19 protein-coding genes and 5 pseudogenes are annotated in these 19,767 nt (G+C 65.6%); 6 read left to right on the forward strand and 18 right to left on the reverse strand.

All coding sequences use genetic code 11. The annotated features are described in order from the left end of the window. A pseudogene (locus M4I32_RS14610) lies at positions 1-552 on the forward strand (IS3 family transposase); the annotation flags it as partial. Here the strand turns inward: M4I32_RS14610 and M4I32_RS15260 are convergent. The 5 genes and pseudogenes from M4I32_RS15260 to M4I32_RS15265 form a co-directional block, all read right to left on the reverse strand. Then, a complete protein-coding gene (locus tag M4I32_RS15260) occupies positions 459-1,010 on the reverse strand; it encodes an IS3 family transposase (protein ID WP_413466837.1) in 552 nt (183 codons plus the stop codon). The pseudogene M4I32_RS14610 and the gene M4I32_RS15260 sit on opposite strands and share 94 nt — an antisense overlap. After that, entirely contained in the window at positions 1,007-1,333 is a 327-nt protein-coding gene (locus M4I32_RS14620; RefSeq protein ID WP_319035219.1) for a transposase, read from the reverse strand. Before M4I32_RS14620 ends, M4I32_RS15260 begins: the two co-directional genes overlap by 4 nt. Positions 1,334-1,376: 43 nt before the next feature. Next, a pseudogene (locus tag M4I32_RS14625) lies at positions 1,377-1,660 on the reverse strand (IS481 family transposase); the annotation flags it as partial. Beyond that, a complete protein-coding gene (locus M4I32_RS14630; protein ID WP_319035220.1) occupies positions 1,560-2,429 on the reverse strand; it encodes a hypothetical protein in 870 nt (289 codons plus the stop codon). The gene M4I32_RS14630 and the pseudogene M4I32_RS14625, both read right to left, overlap by 101 nt. A gap of 125 nt (positions 2,430-2,554) precedes the next feature. Continuing rightward, a pseudogene (locus tag M4I32_RS15265) lies at positions 2,555-2,884 on the reverse strand (PrpF domain-containing protein); the annotation flags it as partial. A 336-nt stretch (positions 2,885-3,220) separates the two neighbouring features. Here M4I32_RS15265 and M4I32_RS14635 point away from each other — a divergent pair. Beyond that, a pseudogene (locus tag M4I32_RS14635) lies at positions 3,221-3,532 on the forward strand (aminomethyl transferase family protein); the annotation flags it as partial. A 118-nt stretch (positions 3,533-3,650) separates the two neighbouring features. On the opposite strand, the gene M4I32_RS14640 reads toward M4I32_RS14635, so the two are convergent. From M4I32_RS14640 to M4I32_RS14650, 3 genes are all read right to left on the reverse strand, one after another. After that, entirely contained in the window at positions 3,651-4,280 is a 630-nt protein-coding gene (locus M4I32_RS14640; protein ID WP_319035221.1) for an HtaA domain-containing protein, read from the reverse strand. 6 nt (positions 4,281-4,286) lie between these two features. Next, entirely contained in the window at positions 4,287-5,774 is a 1,488-nt protein-coding gene (locus M4I32_RS14645) for an aldehyde dehydrogenase (RefSeq protein WP_319035222.1), read from the reverse strand. A 149-nt stretch (positions 5,775-5,923) separates the two neighbouring features. Continuing rightward, positions 5,924-7,222, reverse strand: coding sequence for a PucR family transcriptional regulator (locus tag M4I32_RS14650; RefSeq protein ID WP_319035223.1), 1,299 nt, complete (start codon positions 7,220-7,222; stop codon positions 5,924-5,926). 215 nt (positions 7,223-7,437) lie between these two features. Here M4I32_RS14650 and M4I32_RS14655 point away from each other — a divergent pair, with 215 nt between their 5' ends. Then, positions 7,438-8,379, forward strand: coding sequence for an oxygenase MpaB family protein (locus M4I32_RS14655; protein WP_319035224.1), 942 nt, complete (start codon positions 7,438-7,440; stop codon positions 8,377-8,379). 61 nt (positions 8,380-8,440) lie between these two features. On the opposite strand, the gene M4I32_RS14660 is transcribed toward M4I32_RS14655, so the two are convergent. The 3 genes from M4I32_RS14660 to M4I32_RS14670 form a co-directional block, all read right to left on the reverse strand. Then, positions 8,441-8,971, reverse strand: coding sequence for a flavin reductase family protein (locus M4I32_RS14660; RefSeq protein ID WP_319035225.1), 531 nt, complete (start codon positions 8,969-8,971; stop codon positions 8,441-8,443). A 13-nt stretch (positions 8,972-8,984) separates the two neighbouring features. Next, the gene (locus M4I32_RS14665; RefSeq protein WP_036296839.1) at positions 8,985-10,181 is read right to left on the reverse strand and encodes an acyl-CoA dehydrogenase family protein; all 1,197 of its coding nucleotides are present in this window, start codon (positions 10,179-10,181) and stop codon (positions 8,985-8,987) included. A 123-nt stretch (positions 10,182-10,304) separates the two neighbouring features. Further along, positions 10,305-10,976 carry a LysR substrate-binding domain-containing protein gene (locus M4I32_RS14670; RefSeq protein ID WP_319035226.1) on the reverse strand — a complete coding sequence of 224 codons (672 nt, stop codon included), beginning with the start codon at positions 10,974-10,976 and terminating at the stop codon, positions 10,305-10,307. Positions 10,977-11,107: 131 nt separating this feature from the next. Here M4I32_RS14670 and M4I32_RS14675 point away from each other — a divergent pair. The 3 genes and pseudogenes from M4I32_RS14675 to M4I32_RS14685 all read left to right on the forward strand — a co-directional run. After that, positions 11,108-11,635 (forward strand): annotated as a pseudogene (locus M4I32_RS14675) (amino acid-binding protein); the annotation flags it as partial. A gap of 178 nt (positions 11,636-11,813) precedes the next feature. Then, positions 11,814-13,730: an FAD-dependent monooxygenase gene (locus tag M4I32_RS14680; protein WP_319035227.1), complete on the forward strand. Its 1,917-nt coding sequence runs from the start codon at positions 11,814-11,816 to the stop codon at positions 13,728-13,730. Between the two features lie 46 nt (positions 13,731-13,776). Further along, entirely contained in the window at positions 13,777-14,691 is a 915-nt protein-coding gene (locus M4I32_RS14685; protein ID WP_319035228.1) for a MarR family winged helix-turn-helix transcriptional regulator, read from the forward strand. A gap of 12 nt (positions 14,692-14,703) precedes the next feature. Here M4I32_RS14685 and M4I32_RS14690 read toward each other — a convergent pair whose 3' ends face one another. The 7 genes from M4I32_RS14690 to M4I32_RS14720 all read right to left on the reverse strand — a co-directional run bounded on the left by M4I32_RS14690 (position 14,704) and on the right by M4I32_RS14720 (position 19,597). Then, positions 14,704-15,102: a dihydroxy-acid dehydratase gene (locus M4I32_RS14690; RefSeq protein ID WP_319035229.1), complete on the reverse strand. Its 399-nt coding sequence runs from the start codon at positions 15,100-15,102 to the stop codon at positions 14,704-14,706. A 12-nt stretch (positions 15,103-15,114) separates the two neighbouring features. After that, positions 15,115-15,282: a hypothetical protein gene (locus M4I32_RS14695; RefSeq protein WP_319035230.1), complete on the reverse strand. Its 168-nt coding sequence runs from the start codon at positions 15,280-15,282 to the stop codon at positions 15,115-15,117. Between the two features lie 287 nt (positions 15,283-15,569). Continuing rightward, complete coding sequence (locus M4I32_RS14700; RefSeq protein ID WP_319035231.1) at positions 15,570-15,842, reverse strand: MarR family winged helix-turn-helix transcriptional regulator; 273 nt, start codon at positions 15,840-15,842, stop codon at positions 15,570-15,572. Between the two features lie 276 nt (positions 15,843-16,118). Then, a complete protein-coding gene (locus tag M4I32_RS14705) occupies positions 16,119-16,931 on the reverse strand; it encodes an ABC transporter ATP-binding protein (RefSeq protein WP_319035232.1) in 813 nt (270 codons plus the stop codon). Next, positions 16,928-17,746 carry an ABC transporter permease gene (locus M4I32_RS14710; RefSeq protein WP_319035233.1) on the reverse strand — a complete coding sequence of 273 codons (819 nt, stop codon included), beginning with the start codon at positions 17,744-17,746 and terminating at the stop codon, positions 16,928-16,930. The genes M4I32_RS14705 and M4I32_RS14710 overlap by 4 nt, the downstream gene beginning before the upstream one ends. Further along, positions 17,743-18,498 (reverse strand): ABC transporter permease, encoded by a 756-nt coding sequence (locus M4I32_RS14715; protein WP_319035234.1) that lies wholly within the window; start codon positions 18,496-18,498, stop codon positions 17,743-17,745. The genes M4I32_RS14710 and M4I32_RS14715 overlap by 4 nt, the downstream gene beginning before the upstream one ends. Positions 18,499-18,595: 97 nt before the next feature. Further along, a complete protein-coding gene (locus M4I32_RS14720) occupies positions 18,596-19,597 on the reverse strand; it encodes an ABC transporter substrate-binding protein (RefSeq protein WP_319035235.1) in 1,002 nt (333 codons plus the stop codon). Between the last annotated feature and the right edge of the window lie 170 nt (positions 19,598-19,767).

A 19,767-nucleotide genomic window follows, 5' to 3' on the forward strand; every position in this document is an offset into this window, starting at 1 on the left:
CACGTCCGGTTCGGAGGGCGGTCAGCAGAACCCCACCCGGCGCAAGCCAGGCAGGGCGCTGCTGGCCGACCCTACACCGAGCATCGCACCGCGGAAGGCAAGGTGTATCTCTGCGCGGTCAAGGACGTGTTCTCCGGTCGGATCGTGGGGTACTCGATCAGTGACCGGATGAAAGCCAGGCTCGCGGTGAACGCGCTCACCGACGCCGTGAATCGGCGCGGGATGCCCACCGACGTCACCGTGCACTCGGACCGCGGCAGTCAATTTCGAAGCCGCAGATTCCGGCGCGCGCTGCGTCGCTACGGGCTGCGCGGATCGATGGGACGAGTGGCCGCAGCGGCCGACAATTCCGCGATGGAAAGCTTCTTCGCGCTGCTGCAGAAGAACGTCCTCAACCAGCAATCGTGGGCCACGCGAGAGCAACTGAGACTCGCGATCGTGCACTGGATCGAAGCCCGCTACCACCGCCGACGTCGACAACGCCGGCTGGGGAAATTGACCCCCATCGAGTTCGAAACCATCATGAAGAACGCCGTCGACCTGGCGGCATAAGGAAACGAGTCAACCAAAACCTCAGCATTCCCGTCGGCAACCCAGAGCTGGTTCGTGCGGAACCTCGCGAAGTGCCGGTCGACGAGGTCAGCCGGTCTGGTCTCCCGCGGATCCGCATCGACCGGACGCTTCCGCTTCCCACGGAGCACCCCCGCGATCCCGAGGTCTCGCATAAGACGTTCGACCGTGCAGCGGGCAATGTCGTGCTCGTCACGGCGCAGGCGGAGCCAAAGCTTGCGGGCGCCGAGGACCTTCCGCTGCTTCCGCCAGGTCGCGAGGATGATCGGCTTCCAGCGTTCGTCGGACAGTTCCCGCGGTGACGGTTGTCGCCCTCTGGCGTCGTAGTAGGTCGATGGGGCGATCCTCACGTCATGCTGGGTAAGCACGGCGCAGATCGACTCGACCCCCCATCGGAGCCCACCATCAGCACGATCCTTGTGCTCGTCGATGAACGTCACGAGCGCTTGTGTGGCCGGTCGAGTTCGGCCGCGAAGAAAGCCGAGGCCGCCTTCAAGATCCCGTTCGCCCGCCGCAACTCGGCGTTCTCCCGCTTCAACTTCTTGATCTCCGCCTGCGCGTCCGTCGTGACACCGGGCCGGTCGCCCGCGTCGACCTGCTGCCTACGGATCCAGGTGCGGATCGTCTCGGGTGAGCCGATACCGAGCATTCCGGCGACGGCGGTCATCGCCGCATACTCGCTCGGATAGTCGGGCCGCACCTCGACGACCATGCGGACAGCGCGCTCACGAAGCTCGCGCGGATATTTGCTGGGACGTCCCATGAGACAGATCCTTCCAAGGAATCTCGTCTCCGGACACACCGGGGTGACTCACCCGCGGCTTCTTCCGAGGCTCCACCCGGGCGACACCAGCCTCACGGAAAATCCGCGCCACGACGCAACCGACGGCACCGGAACCAACCCGAGCGAGCGCATCTTCTCGTGAACACTGATCGGGCCGTGGTCGAGACCGGACTGCTCCAACGCAGCCCGCACCGCGACCGCCCGCTCAGCAACCTCGCCCGCGATCCGATTCGGACTCGACACCGGCCGTCTCGAACGCGGCTCCAACGCCGCCACTGGACCCTCCACGACAACCCTTTTCCGGATCTCGTAGAACGTCTTCCGCGAAATCCCATGCTCGACGCAGAACGTCGACACCGACCCGCGCGGCGCATCCGGCGGCCACTGCACGATCGCAAGACGAACACGAGGGGACGCCTTGCGGGAAGCGTCCGCGCGTTCCGGTCCAGTCCTCGGAGTAGACGACGTCATACGACTTCTGCGCGAAGCGGAACCACCACGCGGCGTATCCGCCCTCGTCCTTCACGACACGCTCCGACTCACGCGCACCCATCACGTCGCGCCAGAACTCACCGGACTTCGTGACATCCGCCGCGAGGTAGTTGATGTGGTCCATGCGGCGGACGTTCACACCACGGCCCGGGAAGGCGGAGGCCTGGTTCTTCAGCGCCGGGGTGTCCTTCTCGTCCGGCACGTAGTGCTCGGTGTCGTAGTAGATCGCCATCAGGTGGCCATCCGGATCCTCGAATCCGTACGAGCGCCCGACACCGACCTCGGGCTCGCGCCATCCGTGCCCGAGTCCCGCCGCCTCGATCGCGGCGACCCGGCGCTCGAGCGCCTCTTCGCTCGATGCGCGGTACAGCGAGCGACCGACGCCGTTGGTGTCGGAGGCCGTGAGCTTGATCGTGTAGAGCTGGTACTCGTCCCAGCAACGCAGGTACGCCGAGTCGCCGATGCGGGCGACCTCGCGCATCGCGAGCAGGTCGCGGAAGAACCACAGGCTCTCTTCGAACTTGGGGGTGAACAGCTCGACGGCGCCCAGGTGGGCGATGTCGAAGTTCTCGGTGCGGGCCATGGCGGTGTCCTCTCTGACGTTAGGTATTCAGGTTTACAGTCGCGGCCGCGGAAAAACCGTGCGCGTTGCTCGACGGCGACCCGGGCGGGGAACGCACCGGTCGGGTGTTCGATCATCGAGGGATCAGCCTCGGCGTCGACGGCCAGGTCGGAGCCGACCGCCCCGGGAATTCGGATGCCCGCGGCAACGGATGCCGCCATCAGCACCCCGATCGAGGTGTGTACGCGTGCGGGAATGAAAGCGCGCGTCGAGATCCCTCCGCCCGCGCGGAGAGGCGACAGCAGGATCATCTTCGGCACGGTCTGCGCCGAGACATCCCCAAGTCCCATCAGCGGTCCCGCTTTCCGACCGATGTCTTCTATCTCGGCGATCAGCTCCGACCGTCCCTCGAGCTCTTCAGGGCTTTCCGAGCCCGTCACGCCGAACTCCCCGGCGCACAGCAGCACCACCGGCATTCCGTTGTCGATCAGCGTGACGCCATGCCCGGCGATTTCGTCCGCCCGTTGCCGGTCGGGAACAGCGGCGAGTTTCCGCCGACTCGAACTCGATCGCGCACGCGATGCCCGGCACGCCGTCGATCGCGAAATCGCCGCCGTAGGACACCACGCCACCGAGAGTGCTGCACCGTCACCGCGGATCCCGCGATGCGCGAGCCATCCTGAATCGGACGGATGTCGGCGCCGACGAGCCCGATGCCGCCGATCGCCTCGTGGACCGTCGCGACGCCGTGCACACCGAGCGCGTCGATCGTCGCGGCATCCGCGCGCGCGACATCCGTGACGACCACACCGGACCTGCCGAACGCGAACTACGGCTCGTCGAACTACGACGCCGTGGTCGACGCCGACGGCAACAACGTCGGCCTGTCGCTCTTCACCGGCGTGACGGCGAACGAGAAGCGCGGCCTGTCGCTCGCGACCTTCGACCGCGACGTGCCGATCGGCACCGAACTGCAGGTCGTCTGGGGCGAGCCCAACGGCGGCTCCGGCAAGACCACGGTCCAGCCGCACGAGCAGATCGCGGTTCGCGCGGTGGTCAGCCCGGTCCCCTACGCGGTCACCGCCCGCCAGGAATACCAGGGCGGCTGGCGCTCAACCGGTTAGCTCTGATCTGATCCGATCTGATCGATCACAGAAGGCCCGCATCCCTCGGGGTGCGGGCCTTCTCGCCGTGCACTTGCGCGACGCCGACGGTCCCCGCGCTGAGCCTTCGGCACCTCGCCTATGCGACCCGCTGACTTTTCGCGAGCGATCGATGCGAGATTCGGACAGAGCGAAGCAGCTCTCCCGGCAGACCGAGCGACACGATCGAGTTGTTGACCGGCGTGGCGTTCGGCCACGCGAAGGAGATCCTTTTGTCAATGACGGAGAAGCCCGTGCGATAGTTTCGTGCAGTCGGCGCGTAGGTGACGACGGATGCGTCGTCGGCCTCCGAGTACTGGGGTCCGAGCCAGGCGGCTCCATCCGCGGTCAGCTGCGCCCCCACCGCATCGATGGGCTCCCCCTCGACCGCCGGCAGCACCGCAATGACGACGCGTGCTGCGCCCTCGCTCGGGATGACGCTCAGGAACGCGCGACCGTCACCGAATGCGAGCCACGGGTCACACGCGGTGATCCGCAGCATCCCCCGATGACCGATGATCTGGACCGTTCCCCCGAACCGCACCTCGCCGCGCGCGCGGGACACCTCGGGGAAGAAGAACCGTGGCGGGTGCGCGCCGTCAACGAGGTCCGCGACCCCGTCGACGGCGACGACGCCGTCAGGCAGATGCGCGACGTAGCTGGTCAGGCTCTCGCGAATCCCCCATTCGAGTCCGGAAGGACGTCGATTCTTGGTCCGACGGAACAACATCGGCGCTCACGCGAAGTGATAGATCGACTTGACCTGCTGGTACGCAGCGAGGCCCTCGGCTCCGAACTCCTTGCCATAGCCGCTCTGCTTGACCCCACCGAACGGCGCCCCGATGTCAGGGATGTAGCCGTTGATGCCGATCGTTCCGGTCTGCACGCCGCGGGCGACCGCCATAGCCCGGTCGTCGTCGGTCGACCAGACTGAACCTCCCAGACCGTAGTCGGAATCGCTCGCGATGCGGATGGCATCCGCGTCGTCGTCGTAACCGATGACCGTCAGCACCGGTCCGAAGATCTCTTCCTGCGCGATCCGCGCGGTGTTGTCGAGGCCGGCGAACAGGGTGGGGCGCACGAAGTGGCCGCGCTCCCAGCCATCCGGTCGTCCGCTGCCCCCGACGACGACGCGGCCACCCTCGCTCTTTCCGATCTCGATGTAGTTCGCCACGCGCTCCTGCTGGTTCTTGCTCGCCATGGGCCCGATCAGCGTCGCGTCCTCCAGCGGGTCACCGAGGGGCGAGAACTGCATGAGCGCGGCCAGCGCGTCGACGACCTCGTTGTACCGACGACGCGGCGCGAGAACACGCGTGCCGAGGAAGCAGACCTGCCCGTTGTTGGCGAGGGTCGACGTGAAGAAGCTCTGGCCCATTCTCTCCAGATCGAGGTCGGCGTCGTCGAGAATGATCGCCGCCGACTTTCCGCCGAGCTCGAGGCTCACGGGGCGCAGCAGTTCGGCGCACGCCTTGGCGACTGCACGCCCCCCGGTCGTCGACCCGGTGAACGCTACTTTGTCGACGCCCGGGTGCGACACGATGTAGGCGCCGAGCTCGCGCCCCCCAGGCAGGATGCTGACGACGCCCTCGGGCACACCCGCGGCTTTGATCGCGTCGGCGAGCAGGAAGGCGTCGAGGACTGTTTCGGGTGAGGGCTTCAGGATGATCGTGTTGCCCGCGGCGAGCGCAGGGGCGAGCTTGGTCATCGTGAGCGACTGCGGCACGTTCCAGGGCACGATTCCCGCGACGACGCCGATGGGCGTGCGGCGGACCGTCGTGCGCGCGACGAAGATGCCGGGGCGTTCCTCTTCAACCGCCTGAGTCCGCGCGAGCTCGGCGTAGTAGCGCAGCGTGGCGGCCGGGTAGGGGGCTTCGAGCGCACGGGCGATCGTGATCGGCATGCCGTTCTGCATCGAGATCACGCGCACGGTCTCGTCGGCACGGGCCTGGACCTCGTCGGCGAGTTTGTCGACGACCGCTGCACGCGCGGCCGGGTCCCACGTCGACCAGCCGTGCGGGTCATCGAACGCGCGACGTGCCGCCGCGACCGCGCGGTCGACGTCGGCCTCGGTTGCCTCGGGGACCGACCCGATGACCTCTTCGGTCGTCGCGGAGCGCACCGTGATTCGGTGGCCAGATGCGGGCTTCTGCCAGCTGCAGCCGATGAACAGCTCCGTACGATCGACGTTGGTCGACAGGTTCTTTGTGGGCATCGTGAGGCTCATGATCTCTCCTTCGGGATCAGCGGCGGAATGGTTGCCTGTTACATCTGGCCACACGGCGACCACGGCGGGCACCGTCCGCGAGTCCAGAGAATCCGGCCCGTCCTGGTACTGCGATACGGCACCCGAGATCGGTGTGTGAATCGCGGACCTCAGGACTCGGACTGCTCCAGCAGATGAGCGAGCAGCGCAGCGGCGTAGAGCTCGTGACGACGCGAGGCGATCGGACGACCGATAATCTGTTCGATCCGCTTCAGGCGATAGACGACCGTGTTCCGGTGGATTCGCAAACGCTCGGCCGTATCCGCCAGGGATTGCCCCGTCTCGAGGTAGAGGCGTAGTGTCTCGCGGTTCTCTCTATCCGAGGCGCTCCCGGTCGCGAGCGCGCCGAGCTCGGTCGCGAGGAACCACTCGGCACGTTCCGCATCGCGCAGCAGCAGGCTGAGGTACGACATGCTCTCGGTGTCGGCGATATCGGGGGCGATGCCGGGCGGCAGGCGGCTGGCGGCCGCCGCGTATTCGCGGGCGAGCAGATGGCTCCTCCGAAACCCCTGCACACCAGAGGCCACGGGCCCCATCGCGACGCCGACCCGTCCTGGGTCACGCGGGATCGAGCGAACGCGTTCCAACGCCGCGGGAGGCGGGTCGTCGGCGAACGACAGCCAGACCCATAGGGTCCGGTCATCACCCGGCACGACTGTGACGGCGTTCGCGAACGCGCTCATGCCGATCTGCCGGGCTGCGGTGTCGAGGTGGGGTCCGATCCCGGCGGTCGGATGCCAGAGCACGAGGGCGACGTGGTGGCTGGTCAGGTCGACGCCCAGGTCTTCGAAACCCTTCGCGTCGCGAACGCCCCGCTCCAGGAGGGCGTCTATCAACGCACGGTTCATGGCGAGCATCTCATCGTCCAGCCGCGCCTGGGCAACGACGTAGTCGCTGACGAAGCTGTCGACGACGGCGTCGTAGATGGCCGCGCTCGCGCTGAGCACGCTGTGCGCGACATCCCCCGCGCGCTCCCCGGCCGCGGTCAGGAGCTGATCGACCCAGCGCCGCTCGGTGACGCGCACTGCTTGGATGACGAGCGAGGAATCGATTCCGAGGCGAGCTGCCGGAGCGGCGAAGCGGAAGGGAAGGTCGAGAAAATGCCGCTCCGGATCGTCATGCATCAGCCGATAGGCGAACTCGAGCAGCATCCGCGCCGCGGCACGTGCGACCTCTCGGTAGGGCACCCGCGAATCGCCCTCGTTCTGGTCCCTCACGATGGTCTGAGCGACACGCGCCTCGGCCGCCAACCATCCGAAGAACGACCCGGGAAGCGCCGCGCGCGCGGTTCGTTCTTCACGTTCGTCGAGCAGATCGGATACATCCGCGTCGACGTAGCCAGCCGTGACGGCTTCAACCAGCCAGGCGAGAGGCGCAGCGGACCTTTCGCGGGATCGCAGCACGGCCATGGACGCTCCCTCGTTGCGGACTACTGTGTCGCCTGCGCCTGACTTTACCCACACCGCGCGACAGCATCGCGTGTTCTTTCCGTTCATGTTGCGCAGCTGGACCGTGGTACCAAGTCGACTGGTCCCTTTCGTATCGCGCACCGATGTGCGCACTCGGCGCACGGGCGCAGGGTGGATCAGCACTTATCGGCCACCGACGCCCGAGGAATGAACGCATGCGCACCAAACCACGCAAATGGATCGATGCCGAGCTCGAGCAGCTCGATCCCTATGTCGACTACGAGCGGATCGTCGCGCTCGGCACGAGCTATTACGTGAACGACTTCCTGATGGACTACATCTACGCGTTGACGTTTCCGAACTTCATCGCGCCGGCTCGTGGTGCCGAAGCGGTCTTGCGGGCTGGGAAGGGCAAGATCTACACAGCCCCGAACAAGCGCATGGACGACACCAGTCGGCACATGTTGATCTGGTGGGAGAACGGCCCGTCACACCCGGCGACCCAGCGGTCCGTCGAGTCTCTCAACCGCCTACACGAACACTGGGCGAAACAGTATCCGGGCAACTTCTCGCATAACGAAGACTACGTGTACACCCTCTGCTATGAGGCGGCCTTCATGCATCGAATGCGCCTGAGGATCGGTCTGCCGGGCTTCCCCGAGAAGGTCCAGATCGCCTCGGTCGAGTTCTGGAGCCGGATGGCAAAGCTGTTCCGCAACGCAGGCACGGGCGAACCGCTCCACGGCTTTCCGGCCGATTTCGCGGGGATCATGGCGTACATGGACGACTACGAGGCCCGCGACTGGGGCGACAACTCGCACGGAGTGGCCGTCATGGAGCGGATGCTGACGCCGTTCGCCGAACGTCACTTCCCCCGTCCCCTGCACGGGGTGGCGCGCGCGATGGTCCTGGGGATGTATCCGGACCACATCTTCCGCACCTACGGCATGGCCCGACCCGGACCCATCACCCGGTGGTTCGCCCAGTCCTTCATGAAGGTCGGCTTGACGATGAGTGAGCGCTACCTACCGGACCCCGAGGTCACTCTCGCTGAGAAGCATCGCCAGGCGCGCGCGGCCAAGGTACAGACACATCTGCGTCATGCCGATCGGCCCAGTGCGATTCGAGAAGCCGAGGACGTCGCGGCGACCAGCTGATCGGGGGGACGGCGCACGCCTGATCCGGGGCGATGACCACCGGGTCAGGCGTGCGCCGCATTCACGACCGGGCTTGGGCGACGAGTTCGGTCGGGTGGGCGACGGACTCGGCGTTGAGCCGATGCCAGGTGCGGTTCTGATAGACCAGGCCATCCGGCGTCTCGGCACCGCCGTCGAGACGCGACTCGACCGCCGTGGCAACGAATACCGTCGACCCACCGGCGTCGATCCGGTGCAGGATGCGCGCGCGCAACCAGGTATGGGCATCGTCGAAAACGGGTTCGCCCGTGTCGAGTCGCCTCCAGCGCGTCGTGTCGGCGAACCGATCGATGCCACTCGTCGCACCCAAGACGGCCAGATCGAGATTCTCTGCCGAGAGAAGGTGGACGACGACGGTATCGGCCAGTCGGAGCACGACGGCGCTGGAACTGTGCACCGAAACCGAGAACATCAGCAGGGGCGGGTCGGCGCTGACGGCCGACACGGAAGACGCGGTCAGCGCGATCGGGACGCCGTGCGCGTCGGCGGTAATCAGGGCGACCCCCGCCGGATGCGAACGAAAGGCGGCCTTGAAGTCATCGGGGCTGATCATCGTCCGTCCGCTCTCACGAGACCGAGGCAAGGTACCGGATGGCGCCCTGGCGCCAGTTCAGGGTCACGTGATGCGAGATCATCTCGACATCGCGCTTGGCGCGCGAGATCGGGTGCTCGGCATTACCCGCCCGTGCGCCGACGAGCGAGAAGATCTGCTGTACCGAGCGCAGAGCCGTGCGCGTGACGAGCGCATTGTCACGGGCCTCTCGGGCGGTATCGGCCTCGCTGGACTCCTCGCGCAGGCGCGCCCGCTCGGATGCCTCGAAGCTCCGCTTCTCGATCAGCAGGCGCGCCATCTGAATGTCACCCTGCGCCTGGGCGAACTCGCTGGCCACGTACTCCTGCTCGGAGAGGCTCACGGAGCCGCCGAGCGCATTCGCGACACGGGTAGACGACCCGACCGTCTCGGCGAAGTGCTCGGCAGCACCCCACGCGGCACCGACGGCACATGACGCAAACGGGAAACGACCGTGGGAGGGCCATGTGGCGTACATCGTGTCGAAAGTCGGATGCATCGACCGGCGCTCCTTCAGCTTTCGCACGGTGTCCGCGGTCCGCTGAACACGGTGCTCGGGAACGAAGACATCGGTCACCGACATCGAACGACTGCCCGTGCCGCGCATGCCGGTCGGATGCCAATCGTCGATCGTCTCCGCATCGTCGTGCGGCACGAGGAACATATGACCCTCGCCGTCGTCACCGACGGGGGCGTTGAAAATGAGCCACTCGGAGAAGTCGGAACCGCTGCAGAATCCCCATTTACCGGTCAACAGGTATCCGCCGTCCACCTTCTTCGCGACGGCCTTCGGATTGAGGTTGGTGTTGCCGGCCAGAGTGGCATAGGTATCGGAGCCCCAGATCTCGTCCTGGACCTCTTCGGGGTAGGCGAGGATCGCCATGTTGTCGGAACTGAGGATCGAGAACACCCACGCCGTGGAGGCGCATCCGCGCGCCAGGTTCATCGCGATGCGCGCGTGCTCGTGCTCGCTGAGTTCGAGCCCACCGTACTTCTTGGGCTTGAGTACGTGCAGCAAGCCCGCGTCGCCGAGTCGGCGGTAGGTGTCGTCGGGGATCCGGCGCTCGCGATCTACCTCGGCTGCTCGTTCTCGCAGCAACGGGATCAGTTGGACGGCCGAGTCGACGACATCGTCGGCGGATAGGTTCGGCGCGGGAGCGACTCGAGCGGACGTAGGGGTGAGGATGGACATCGGAACCGCCTCTCGCGTGGCGTCGGTGCCGCGCTGGTTGTGGGGAGTAGTCCCTCCATCCTGATTACGAGTTCATTTGCGGTCAAACAGAACAATTCGACGATAAAGCTCACGAAAATCGCTTTAGTCAGTACCCGTGTAGGCGTCTCCGCGCGCGTACTGCTGGCGTACGAGGTCGGCGAGCGCCCGCGCCCGGCTCGAGAGAGCCACTCCTCGAGCCCAGGCAAAGACTACCGACACCGATGGCGGCGGCGGCACGATCTCGCGTTCGAGGATCGGCAGCCCTTCGTAGCTCAGCTTGTTGGCCGGACGTTGCACCAATACGGCGTAGGCGGAGTCGGAGCGGGCGACGATCGAGCGAGTGAGCTCGAACGCGTGTGTGAGGTGCCGTACGCGCGGAGTCAGCCCCCGCGCCTCGAAGATCGACATGGCGTAGCGGGTGCTGGGCGTCTGATCGAACAGGACGAAGGGAAGGTCGGCCAGCTCCTCGAGCGCCACGACCTTCTTGTTCGCGAGCGGGTTGCCGGCGCCGAAGAGTGCGTATCCGCGCGCCGCGTACAACTCGAACGTCTCGAGTGCCTCGAACCCGCCCATGTCGTACATGATCGCCACGTCGATCGCACCCGAACGCAGCGCGGCGGTGAGTTCGTCCTGCGCTCCTACGACGAAGTCGATCGAGACCTGCGGATGCAGCGTCTCGTACTCCTCGAGGATGCGTGGGAGCACGGCGGGCGCGAGCGTAGCGAAGCACCCCAGCACGACGGGCCCGACCAATTCGGACCCGCCACCCTGCACGGCGTAGTTCAGCTCAGCGACATCGTTCAGCAGGCGCCGCGCTTTCTCGAGGACGAGAGTTCCCGTGGAGGTGAGCGTGACACCCTGAGCGCGACGGCGGACGCAGAGCTCAGCGCGACCTCGCGTCGACGGGCGCCGACGTATTCCTCAACGCCATGTCTTCGCTGGCACCGCTCGTGATCGGCTCGCTGCAGCAGGCCGACACGATCGGGTGGCACCCCAGCATCTTCCTCCCCTCGGTCTCTGCGAGCCCCGCAGCGTTCCTCATCCCCTCCGGAGTGGCCGACACCTTCCCAGGTATCTACACCACGGCGTCGTCGATGACCGTGGGCTCGCCGCTGTTCACGGAGGACCCGAACAGCACGGTATTCCTCGACGCGCTCGCGGAATACACGACGCAGCCCGGTGAGCCCAGTTTCCCCCAGTGCCTCTGGAGCTGGATCGGAGCATCGATCCTCGAGCAGGCGTTCATGAAGATGGAGGAACCGACGCGGGAGAGCTTCATGGAGGCCCTCCGCTCGATCAGCGATTACTCGGCGCCGTTCCTCCTCGACGGCGGCGTGATCGACACGACGACCGATGACCGACCGGCCATGAGCACCGTCGTCGTCCAGAAGTACAACGGGGCTGGCTTCACGATCGTCGACGCGCTCGACTAATCGACTCCCCACCGAAGGGCGCACGAACGAGTGGTTCGTGCGCCCTTCGTCATGACCGCCTCGTGACGCGGATGCTCCGAACGAGCACGGTCGTGCACAGGGCGGGTGTACGGTGATATTGTACGTATACGGACGATATTTCGTGATCGACGCTGCCGCGCATCGAAGGAGATATGACATGCAGTTCTACCGTGACGGCTATCGGCCCGGCGACCCCGACGAGCTTCCGGCCCGTGACTACGGACTCACCCGATCGGTCGACATGCCCAGCGAGGTCGATGTGCTGATCGTCGGAACCGGCCCCGCCGGCTGCGTCCTGGGCGCCCAACTGGCGGCCTTCCCCGACATCGATACGCGAATCGTCGAGCGTCGGAACGGCCCCCTTCAGGTCGGGCAGGCAGATGGAGTCGCATGCCGCACGGTCGAGATGTTCCAGAGCTTCGGTCTCGCCGAGGCTCTCGTGCGCGAGGCTTACTGGGTCAACGAAACGCGCTTCTGGGGACCCTCGGCTGAGGACCGCTCGCGCATCGTTCGCACGGGATGGGTCGACGACACCCCCGAGGGGCTCAGTGAGTTCCCGCACGTCATCGTGAACCAAGCACGCATGCAGCAGTACCTGCTCGATCACATGGAGTCCTCGGCCAGCAAGCTGGTTCCGGATTACGGGATCGAATTCGTGGACTTCACGGTTCTCGACGGCGACTATCCGGTTGAGGTGCGGCTGCGCCGGGCCGACACAACGGGCGAGAGCGAATTCACGATCCGCGCCCGCTACGTCGTCGGGTGCGACGGCGCCCGCAGCTCCGTCCGCCAGGCGATCGGCCTCGAACTGAAGGGTGACGCCGCCAACCATGCGTGGGGCGTGATGGATGTGCTCGCCACGACCGACTTTCCGGACTGGCGCACGAAGAACGTGATCCAGTCCGCGGGACGCGGCAGCCTCATCATGATCCCCCGCGAGGGCGGGAACATGGTGCGCTGTTACGTTGATCTCGGCGCCGTGCCCGCCGGGGACAGCCGCATTCGGCAGACCACGGTCGAGCAACTCACCGCCGTCACCAACTCGATCCTGCATCCCTATTCCATAGACGTCCGCTCGGTCGCCTGGTCTTCCGTCTACGAGGTCGGACAACGACTCAGCGATCGTTTCGACAACGCAGACACCGCGCCCGAGCCGAGTGTGTTCATCGCGGGTGACGCGTGCCACACCCACTCGGCAAAAGCCGGACAGGGCATGAACGTGTCGATGCAGGATGCCTTCAATCTGGGCTGGAAGCTCGCCGCTGTCCTGCAGGGTCGCTCCCCCGCCGAGCTTCTTCGGACATATTCGGCCGAGCGCCAATCCGTGGCCAAGGACCTGATCGAGTTCGATCGGTTCTGGTCGGCGTTCGTCGCGCAGCCGACCTTCGACCCGGATCGCCCCGAGGAAGGCGGCGTGACGGCGACCGAACTGCGAGACGAGTTCGCCCGGCAGGGCCGGTACACCGCCGGACTCGCCACGACCTATCAACCCTCGACGCTGACGGGCACGAGCCAATACCAGTCACTGGCCTCCGGCTTCGTGATCGGTACGAGATTCCACTCGACCCCTGTCGTGCGTCTCGCCGACGCCAAGCCGATGGAGCTCGGGCACGCTCATCGAGCCGACGGGCGATGGCGAATCTACGCATTCGCTTCGGGTGATGATGCGGAACTCCTGAACACCGCTTCGTGGCTGTCGGACGCTCCGGACTCGCCCCTGCGGGTTTTCGCCGCGGAGGCGGACGACCTCGACGCGGTCATCGATGTGCACGGCGTCTTCCGATCCGGGCACCACGAAATCGACGTAACCCGCCTTCCCGCCGCGCTGATTCCGCGCACGGGCCCGTTGCGTCTCCAGGACTGGGAGAAGGCGTGGGCAAAGCATCCGAAGCGCGACATCTTCGCCGAGCGTGGGATCGCCGATGCGGGAGCGCTTGTCATCGTGCGACCCGATCAGTATGTCGCGCACGTCCTTCCCCTCGACGCCCGCGCCGAACTGACGGACTTCTTCGCCGGGTTCCTCACCGCACAACCCACCGCATCGATCGGGACGGCCCATCATCCGCGAACCTGACCACAGGGAACGAGGCGCATTCCCGTTCGTGACATGATGGGCGGCGATGGTCGACTCGCATCCCCCCGATGGTGGTGCGCCCCTCGGACGCGTCCCGATGCACGCGATCTGTGGCCATCTTCTACGACGCGCTCAGCAAGTCCATACCGCGATCTGGACGGAATCGTTCGGAGCGGATCTCACCAGTCCTCAATACGCCGTGCTCGCCGCGCTCGCCGAGCACCCTCGGATCGACCAGCATCGCCTCGGGCAGCTCGCCTCCCTCGACAAGTCCTCCGTGGCGGACGTCGTGGCTCGACTTACGGACCGGGCATGGATCGTCCGCGAGGGCGACCCCCAAGACGCCCGCCGCAACGTATTGACCCTCACGCCGGGCATCGGATCTACGCTCGATCACTTGACGACCATCGCCCAGTCCGTGCAGGATCGGCTGCTCGAAATCGTACCGATGGCGCAGCGACCACAACTTGTGTCCGGGTTGCACCAGATAGCTTCGCTGGATCCGCGAAACCGATCAGCGTTCGTGGTGACCCCGATCTCGACGCTACGGAGCGACGCGCCCGGAGCGCTGCTGCGCCGCGCTCAGCAGATGCACACGGCTCTCTGGACCAAAAACTTCGGGCAGACAATGACCGGGCCCCAGTTCGCCGCAGTTCAGACGCTCGCGCAATATCCCGGTATCAGTCAGCGGGACCTGGGTGAGCGAGCGGCGCTCGACAAGTCCACGGCCGCCGACATCATCGCCCGCCTCGCGCGGAGAGGATGGATCGCGCGACAAAATGATCCGCTCGATCGTCGCCTGCGGCTACTGACGTTGACAACGACGGGGAAACAGACGGCGGAGTCGACTATCAAAACCGTCATGCAGGTACAAGAACGGCTTCTCGAACCCGTGCCCGCATCAGAGAGGGAGCGCTTCCTCGAGGCGCTCGCCGTGTTGGCATACTCACGCAACACCTGAGATGTTCACGGATCAGCCGGAGCAAGATCCGACTCCGGCGCTACGGGCGCACGATGCCCGGCCTTCGGCTACGTCCTGGATCGTAACGTCCCCGCCGCGAAAACTCCCCGGCTGAATCGTCCCACCGTAGAGGTAGACAGCCGGGAAGTTCAGGCGCGCCATCGCCATCACGCACGCAGGATTCGTCTTGTCGCACGCGCCGATGGCGACCAGGCCATCGAACGCGTAGGCCGTAGCGGCGAGTTCGATTGAGTCAGCAATGACCTCTCTGCTCACGAGCGATGCCCCTCCTCTCGCAAGCACCGCATCACTCACGGCCACGGTGTTGAACTCAAGTGGGGTCCCACCGGCTGACCGCACTCCCTCGGCTACGTCGTGAGCAAGTCCCCGAACGTGCATATTGCAGGGCATCGTCGTTTAACATCACCGGGTCGACCCGAACGTGCCGAACGAAGAGGTCGCCGCCGTCGTGACCGAGACCATCGACGCGGGCAGGTCAGATGCTTCGGGCTCAGCGAAGCCGACCCAAACACGATCCGTCGAGCGCACTCCGTCGAACTGGTATCGGTTGTGGAGAGACGGAGTACTCACTCCTCACAAGCGACGCCGAGACACTCGTCCTCGTTCTGAAGGAACCGGGCATCGGATTCGTGCCCTACTCTCCGCTCGCGCGGCTTCCGGACCGGCGGTCTCAAGATAGCTCTCCGACTATCACGGTACCGACAGCCGCAGCTGTGGCGAGCTCTCACACTGTTGCGGCCGGGGAGCTTCGAAAAGAACTGCGAGATCGACCAGAAGCTCACGGTAATCGGCGAGCACCGCGCGCGCCCGACGGGACCACCGAAGCTCGGTCCAAAGTTTTGCGAGCCTCGAGCAGGTCAGTCGCCGCGTGCCGGCGCGGCGATCTCCAGCGCCCGCTCCAGCAGACGATCGAGGATGGCGGTCAAGAACTGACGCTCCGCGATTGTCAGCACCTCCAAGAGGCTCCGTGCTTGCTCTTGCGCACTGATGATCAGGTCGTGGTATATGGCCCGTCCAGCGTCGGTGAGGGTGAGATTTCGGCGGCGGTGATTCAGGGAGTCCGTCGTCGAGACCAACCGGTCCTTCGCCCGAAGCCGCGCGACAGCCCGACTTATGTTCATCGGGTGCATCCCCGTGAGCGTTCCGATCTCTTGCGCCGAGATCCCAGGCGCCTGGTAGACCACAACGATGACTGCCACTCTGTCAGCGACAATGCGTAGGGCTTCGCATACCGCTCAAAGAATGGTTTGCTCAGGATGTCGCTGATCCGAGCGATCGTGACGGCGACCTCCCACTCCCGCGGCTCGGAGTGGTCGTTCGACAATGGCGTTGAGGTCGGCATCGAGACGATTGTCGCACGCGGGTGCCTCGGGGGTGTCGGAGGATCTGCATGCATCAAGCCGGTGTCAGCCCTTCGTGTCGTCGCGCTTGATCTGCCGATAGACGCGCGACCGCAGGCGCGCGAACTCGGGCGTCGCCTTCGTCTCGACCTGATCTCTTCCCGTTCCCAGATCAACTTCGATGATCTCTGCGAGCCCGGCCGGTTTTCCTGCGAGTACGAAGACGCGATCGGACAGGTAAACGGCCTCATCGATGTCGTGGGTCACCAGCACGATGGTGATCCCGAGGTGGTCGCGGATTCGTAGGGTGAGGTCTTCGAGATCCGCGCGAGTCTGCGCGTCCACGGAGGCGAACGGCTCATCCATGATGACGACACTGGGCGAGTAAGCCAGCGCCCGCGCGATCGCGACGCGCTGCTGCATCCCGCCCGACATCTCCCACGGGTACCTCTTCTCAGCGCCTTCGAGGCCCACTTCCCGCAGAGCCGAGAGAGCGCGCGCACTTCGTTCGCTGCGGCTCAGTTTCTGAGCGCGCAGGGGAAGCGAGACGTTGTCGATGGCGGTCAACCACGGCATGAGGGATCGCGAGTAGTCCTGGAACACCACCGCCAGCTCCGGCGGCGGCTCGGAGAACGGCCGCCCGCGGAAGGTGACCGTCCCACCGGTGGGGCGCCTCAGCCCGGCAAGGCACTGCAGGAGCGTCGTCTTCCCGGCGCCCGAGGGACCCACGATGCAGACGAACTCCCCTTCCCGGATCTCGCCGTCGATGCCGTCGAGGACGAGGTTGTCCCCGTAGGCGTGGGACAGCGATTCGATACGCAGGATGGAGGACGCCGTTCGATCTGGAGAAACGACTGAGGGAGTACCGATCGCACTCATTGTGATGATCCTTTCAGGTGCGCGATCCGTCGATAGTTCCAGCGGAGGACGCGGTGCTCGAGCAGGCGGAAGGCGATGTTCAACAGGTAGCCGAAGATGCCCAGCATCAGCAGGCCGCTCCACATCTCCGCTATCCGGAAGGTTTGCTGGGCGTTGCGGATGAAGTAGCCGAGACCACCGGGGGTGCCGAACATCTCGACGGCGACCATCACGGCGACGGCGATCGCCAGGGCGATGCGCGCACCCGCGAAGATCTGAGGGAGCGCTGCGGGAAGGTAGACGAAGCGGAAGGTGGCGAAGGGCGAGAGCCGGTAGACCCGCACGACCGAGGTGAGAGTCGGGTCGATCGAGCGCACGCCCTCGACGGTGTTGAGGAAGATCGGCCACAGAGAGATGAAGGCGATCATGTTGATCTTCATGACCTCTCCGGTGCCGAAGAACATCATCGCGATCGGCAGGAGGGCCACACCCGGTACGGCTCGCACCGTCTCGACCACCGGCCGGGTCGCGGACTCCAGGGGGCGCAGGATTCCGAGCGCCACACCCAGGGCGACGCCCACGACCACGGCCAATCCGTATCCGATGACGAGTCGCACGAGGCTCGGCACCATCTCCGTCCGGATGCCCTCCCAGAACCACGTGTTGACGGTGACCTCCGCCACCCGAGACGCCGGGGGGAAGTAGAAGGACGTGGACCCCGCGCTGATCACCCACACGAGCACGAATGCCACGACCGGCAACCACAGCTGCCAGAGCAGAAGCCCGTAGCGCCCCGTGCCCTGGCGCGCCGCAATGCGAACAGTCGTCGTTGTCATCGCTGTTCTCCTCTCATCGTCGGGTGCCACCAGAGCAACCTGCGCTGGCCGAGCAACACCGCGCCGTTGACGGCAAGCCCGAGAATTCCCGCCACCACGACCCATGCGTACGTGACATCGGGGAGGTTGAAGAGCTGGGCCTGCTGCATCGCGGATCCGATTCCGGGCGCCCCACCGATCAGCTCGGCTCCGATTGTGACGAGCAGCGTCGCCGTGGTGGCGAGGCGTAGACCGGGCCAGAGGAACGCCACGAAGTCGGGGATCAGGACATATCGCAACCGGTCGATGGGACGCAGTCGAAAAGCTCGCGAGACTTGCGAGAGGACGGGATCGAGCTGCTCAGCCGCGTACATGGCCTGAATGAGCAGCGGCCACACCCCCGCGAAAACCGCCGCGAAAACCACCATCGACATCCGGGGTCCGAGAAGGAGCAGCAGGATCGGAATTAGCGCGAACGACGGGATGGTTCGCAAGAAGTCGATGAGGACCCCCGCAGATAGTGCGGCCCGGCGCACCCGCCCCAAGACCATGCCCAGAGGAACGCCGATGAGTATCGCGACGACAAGCGCGACCAACCAGTTCGCGATGGTCGCTCCCAGGGACGCCCAGAAGGGCATCCCTGTTATCATCCCCCCGAGTGTTTGCACGACCTCGAACGGACCCGGCATGCCGACGGCCCTCGCCGTGGCCGTGAGGGTGAACCCTTGCCACAGTGCGATGAAGATCAACAGGGTGACGGCCTGCCACACCATCGACCATCGCCCGCCCGTTCCCCGACCCCGCTGAATGCGCGGCCGGGGAGGGGCGCCCTGTGGCGTCTCGGATGTTCTCGAATGCACGATCTATCACTCAGAGCGTCGGGAAGACCGCGTCGAGATCGGGTGCACGGTCGACGCTGAGCAGATTCAGTCGCTCGAGACGCTCCAGAATCGGCTCGACACTGTCGGCCGCGAACGGAGTGGTTGCCCAGAGCGGGAGGACCGACTGCCCCAGAATCTCCGGCGGAATGGGCATGTAACCCGCCATGGCGTCGTACGCCAACTGCGGGTCCTCGAGCGCGCGCTCGTTGGCCTCGATGACGGCGTCACGGAAGCGCTCGGCAGCACCGGGATCGAGGGCGACGGTATCGGCGAGAGTCGTCAGACCGGCCATCGGGGTGTCGAGCAGACCTCCGTCCAGAGCGAGAACGAAGCGCACCCCGCCCTCGACGAGAGTGGCGGTTGCGCCGGGCTCGCCGAGCGTCACGGCGTCCACCTGTCCTTGACGAAGAGCCGTCGCGAGCTGCGGACCCGGGATGCCGACCCACTCGATCTCATCGGTCTCGACCCCTTGACGCTCCAGGACCTCGATGGCATCGAGCATCGCCTGCCCATTGATCGAGTTGGTTCCGATCGTTGCTCCCGCGAGATCGCTCGGGCTCGTGATCGGGGAGGTCTCGAGGGTCAGAACGTTCGCGAAACCCTTCTGCTCCGGATCCTCGGATGCGGTCGTCGTGATCGGTGCGGTCATGACGAGCGGCACGTTCTCCGACGCGGCGATGAGCGTGTTGTGAACGTCCGCATAGATGTAGTCGAGGTCCCCCGACAGCAGCTGGGGCACGGTCTCGGCCATCGATGTGCTGGGAGTCAGGGTGACATCGAACCCTGCATCGGCGAAGATGCCCTCGTTCACGCCCAGGTACAGAGTCGCTGCGAAGGCAGAGGGCGGCACCGCGATCGTGAGGGGGATGGACTCCCCGGATTGGCCACCATCGGCCGGCGCCGAGGGGGTCGCCCCATCACCCGCCGAGCACGCGGCGAGAAGAACGGACACTGCTCCGACGGCTGTCACCTTGCCGACCGCCCACCTCATTGTGGGGGCGATTGCACAGAGCATGGAGTTGAATAACATTTGTTAGTGAATCAGCCCCATCTGGGACAACTCGACGAACGACCTGTGGTTTATCCTGGATCCACCGATAGGTGTGCGAAGGGTTGCGGCGCGTTAAAGAGAGAATGCCTTTCCGATCAGGGAAAATAGTG

The organism is Microbacterium sp. LRZ72 (assembly GCF_033792225.1).
Taxonomy (GTDB): domain Bacteria; phylum Actinomycetota; class Actinomycetes; order Actinomycetales; family Microbacteriaceae; genus Microbacterium.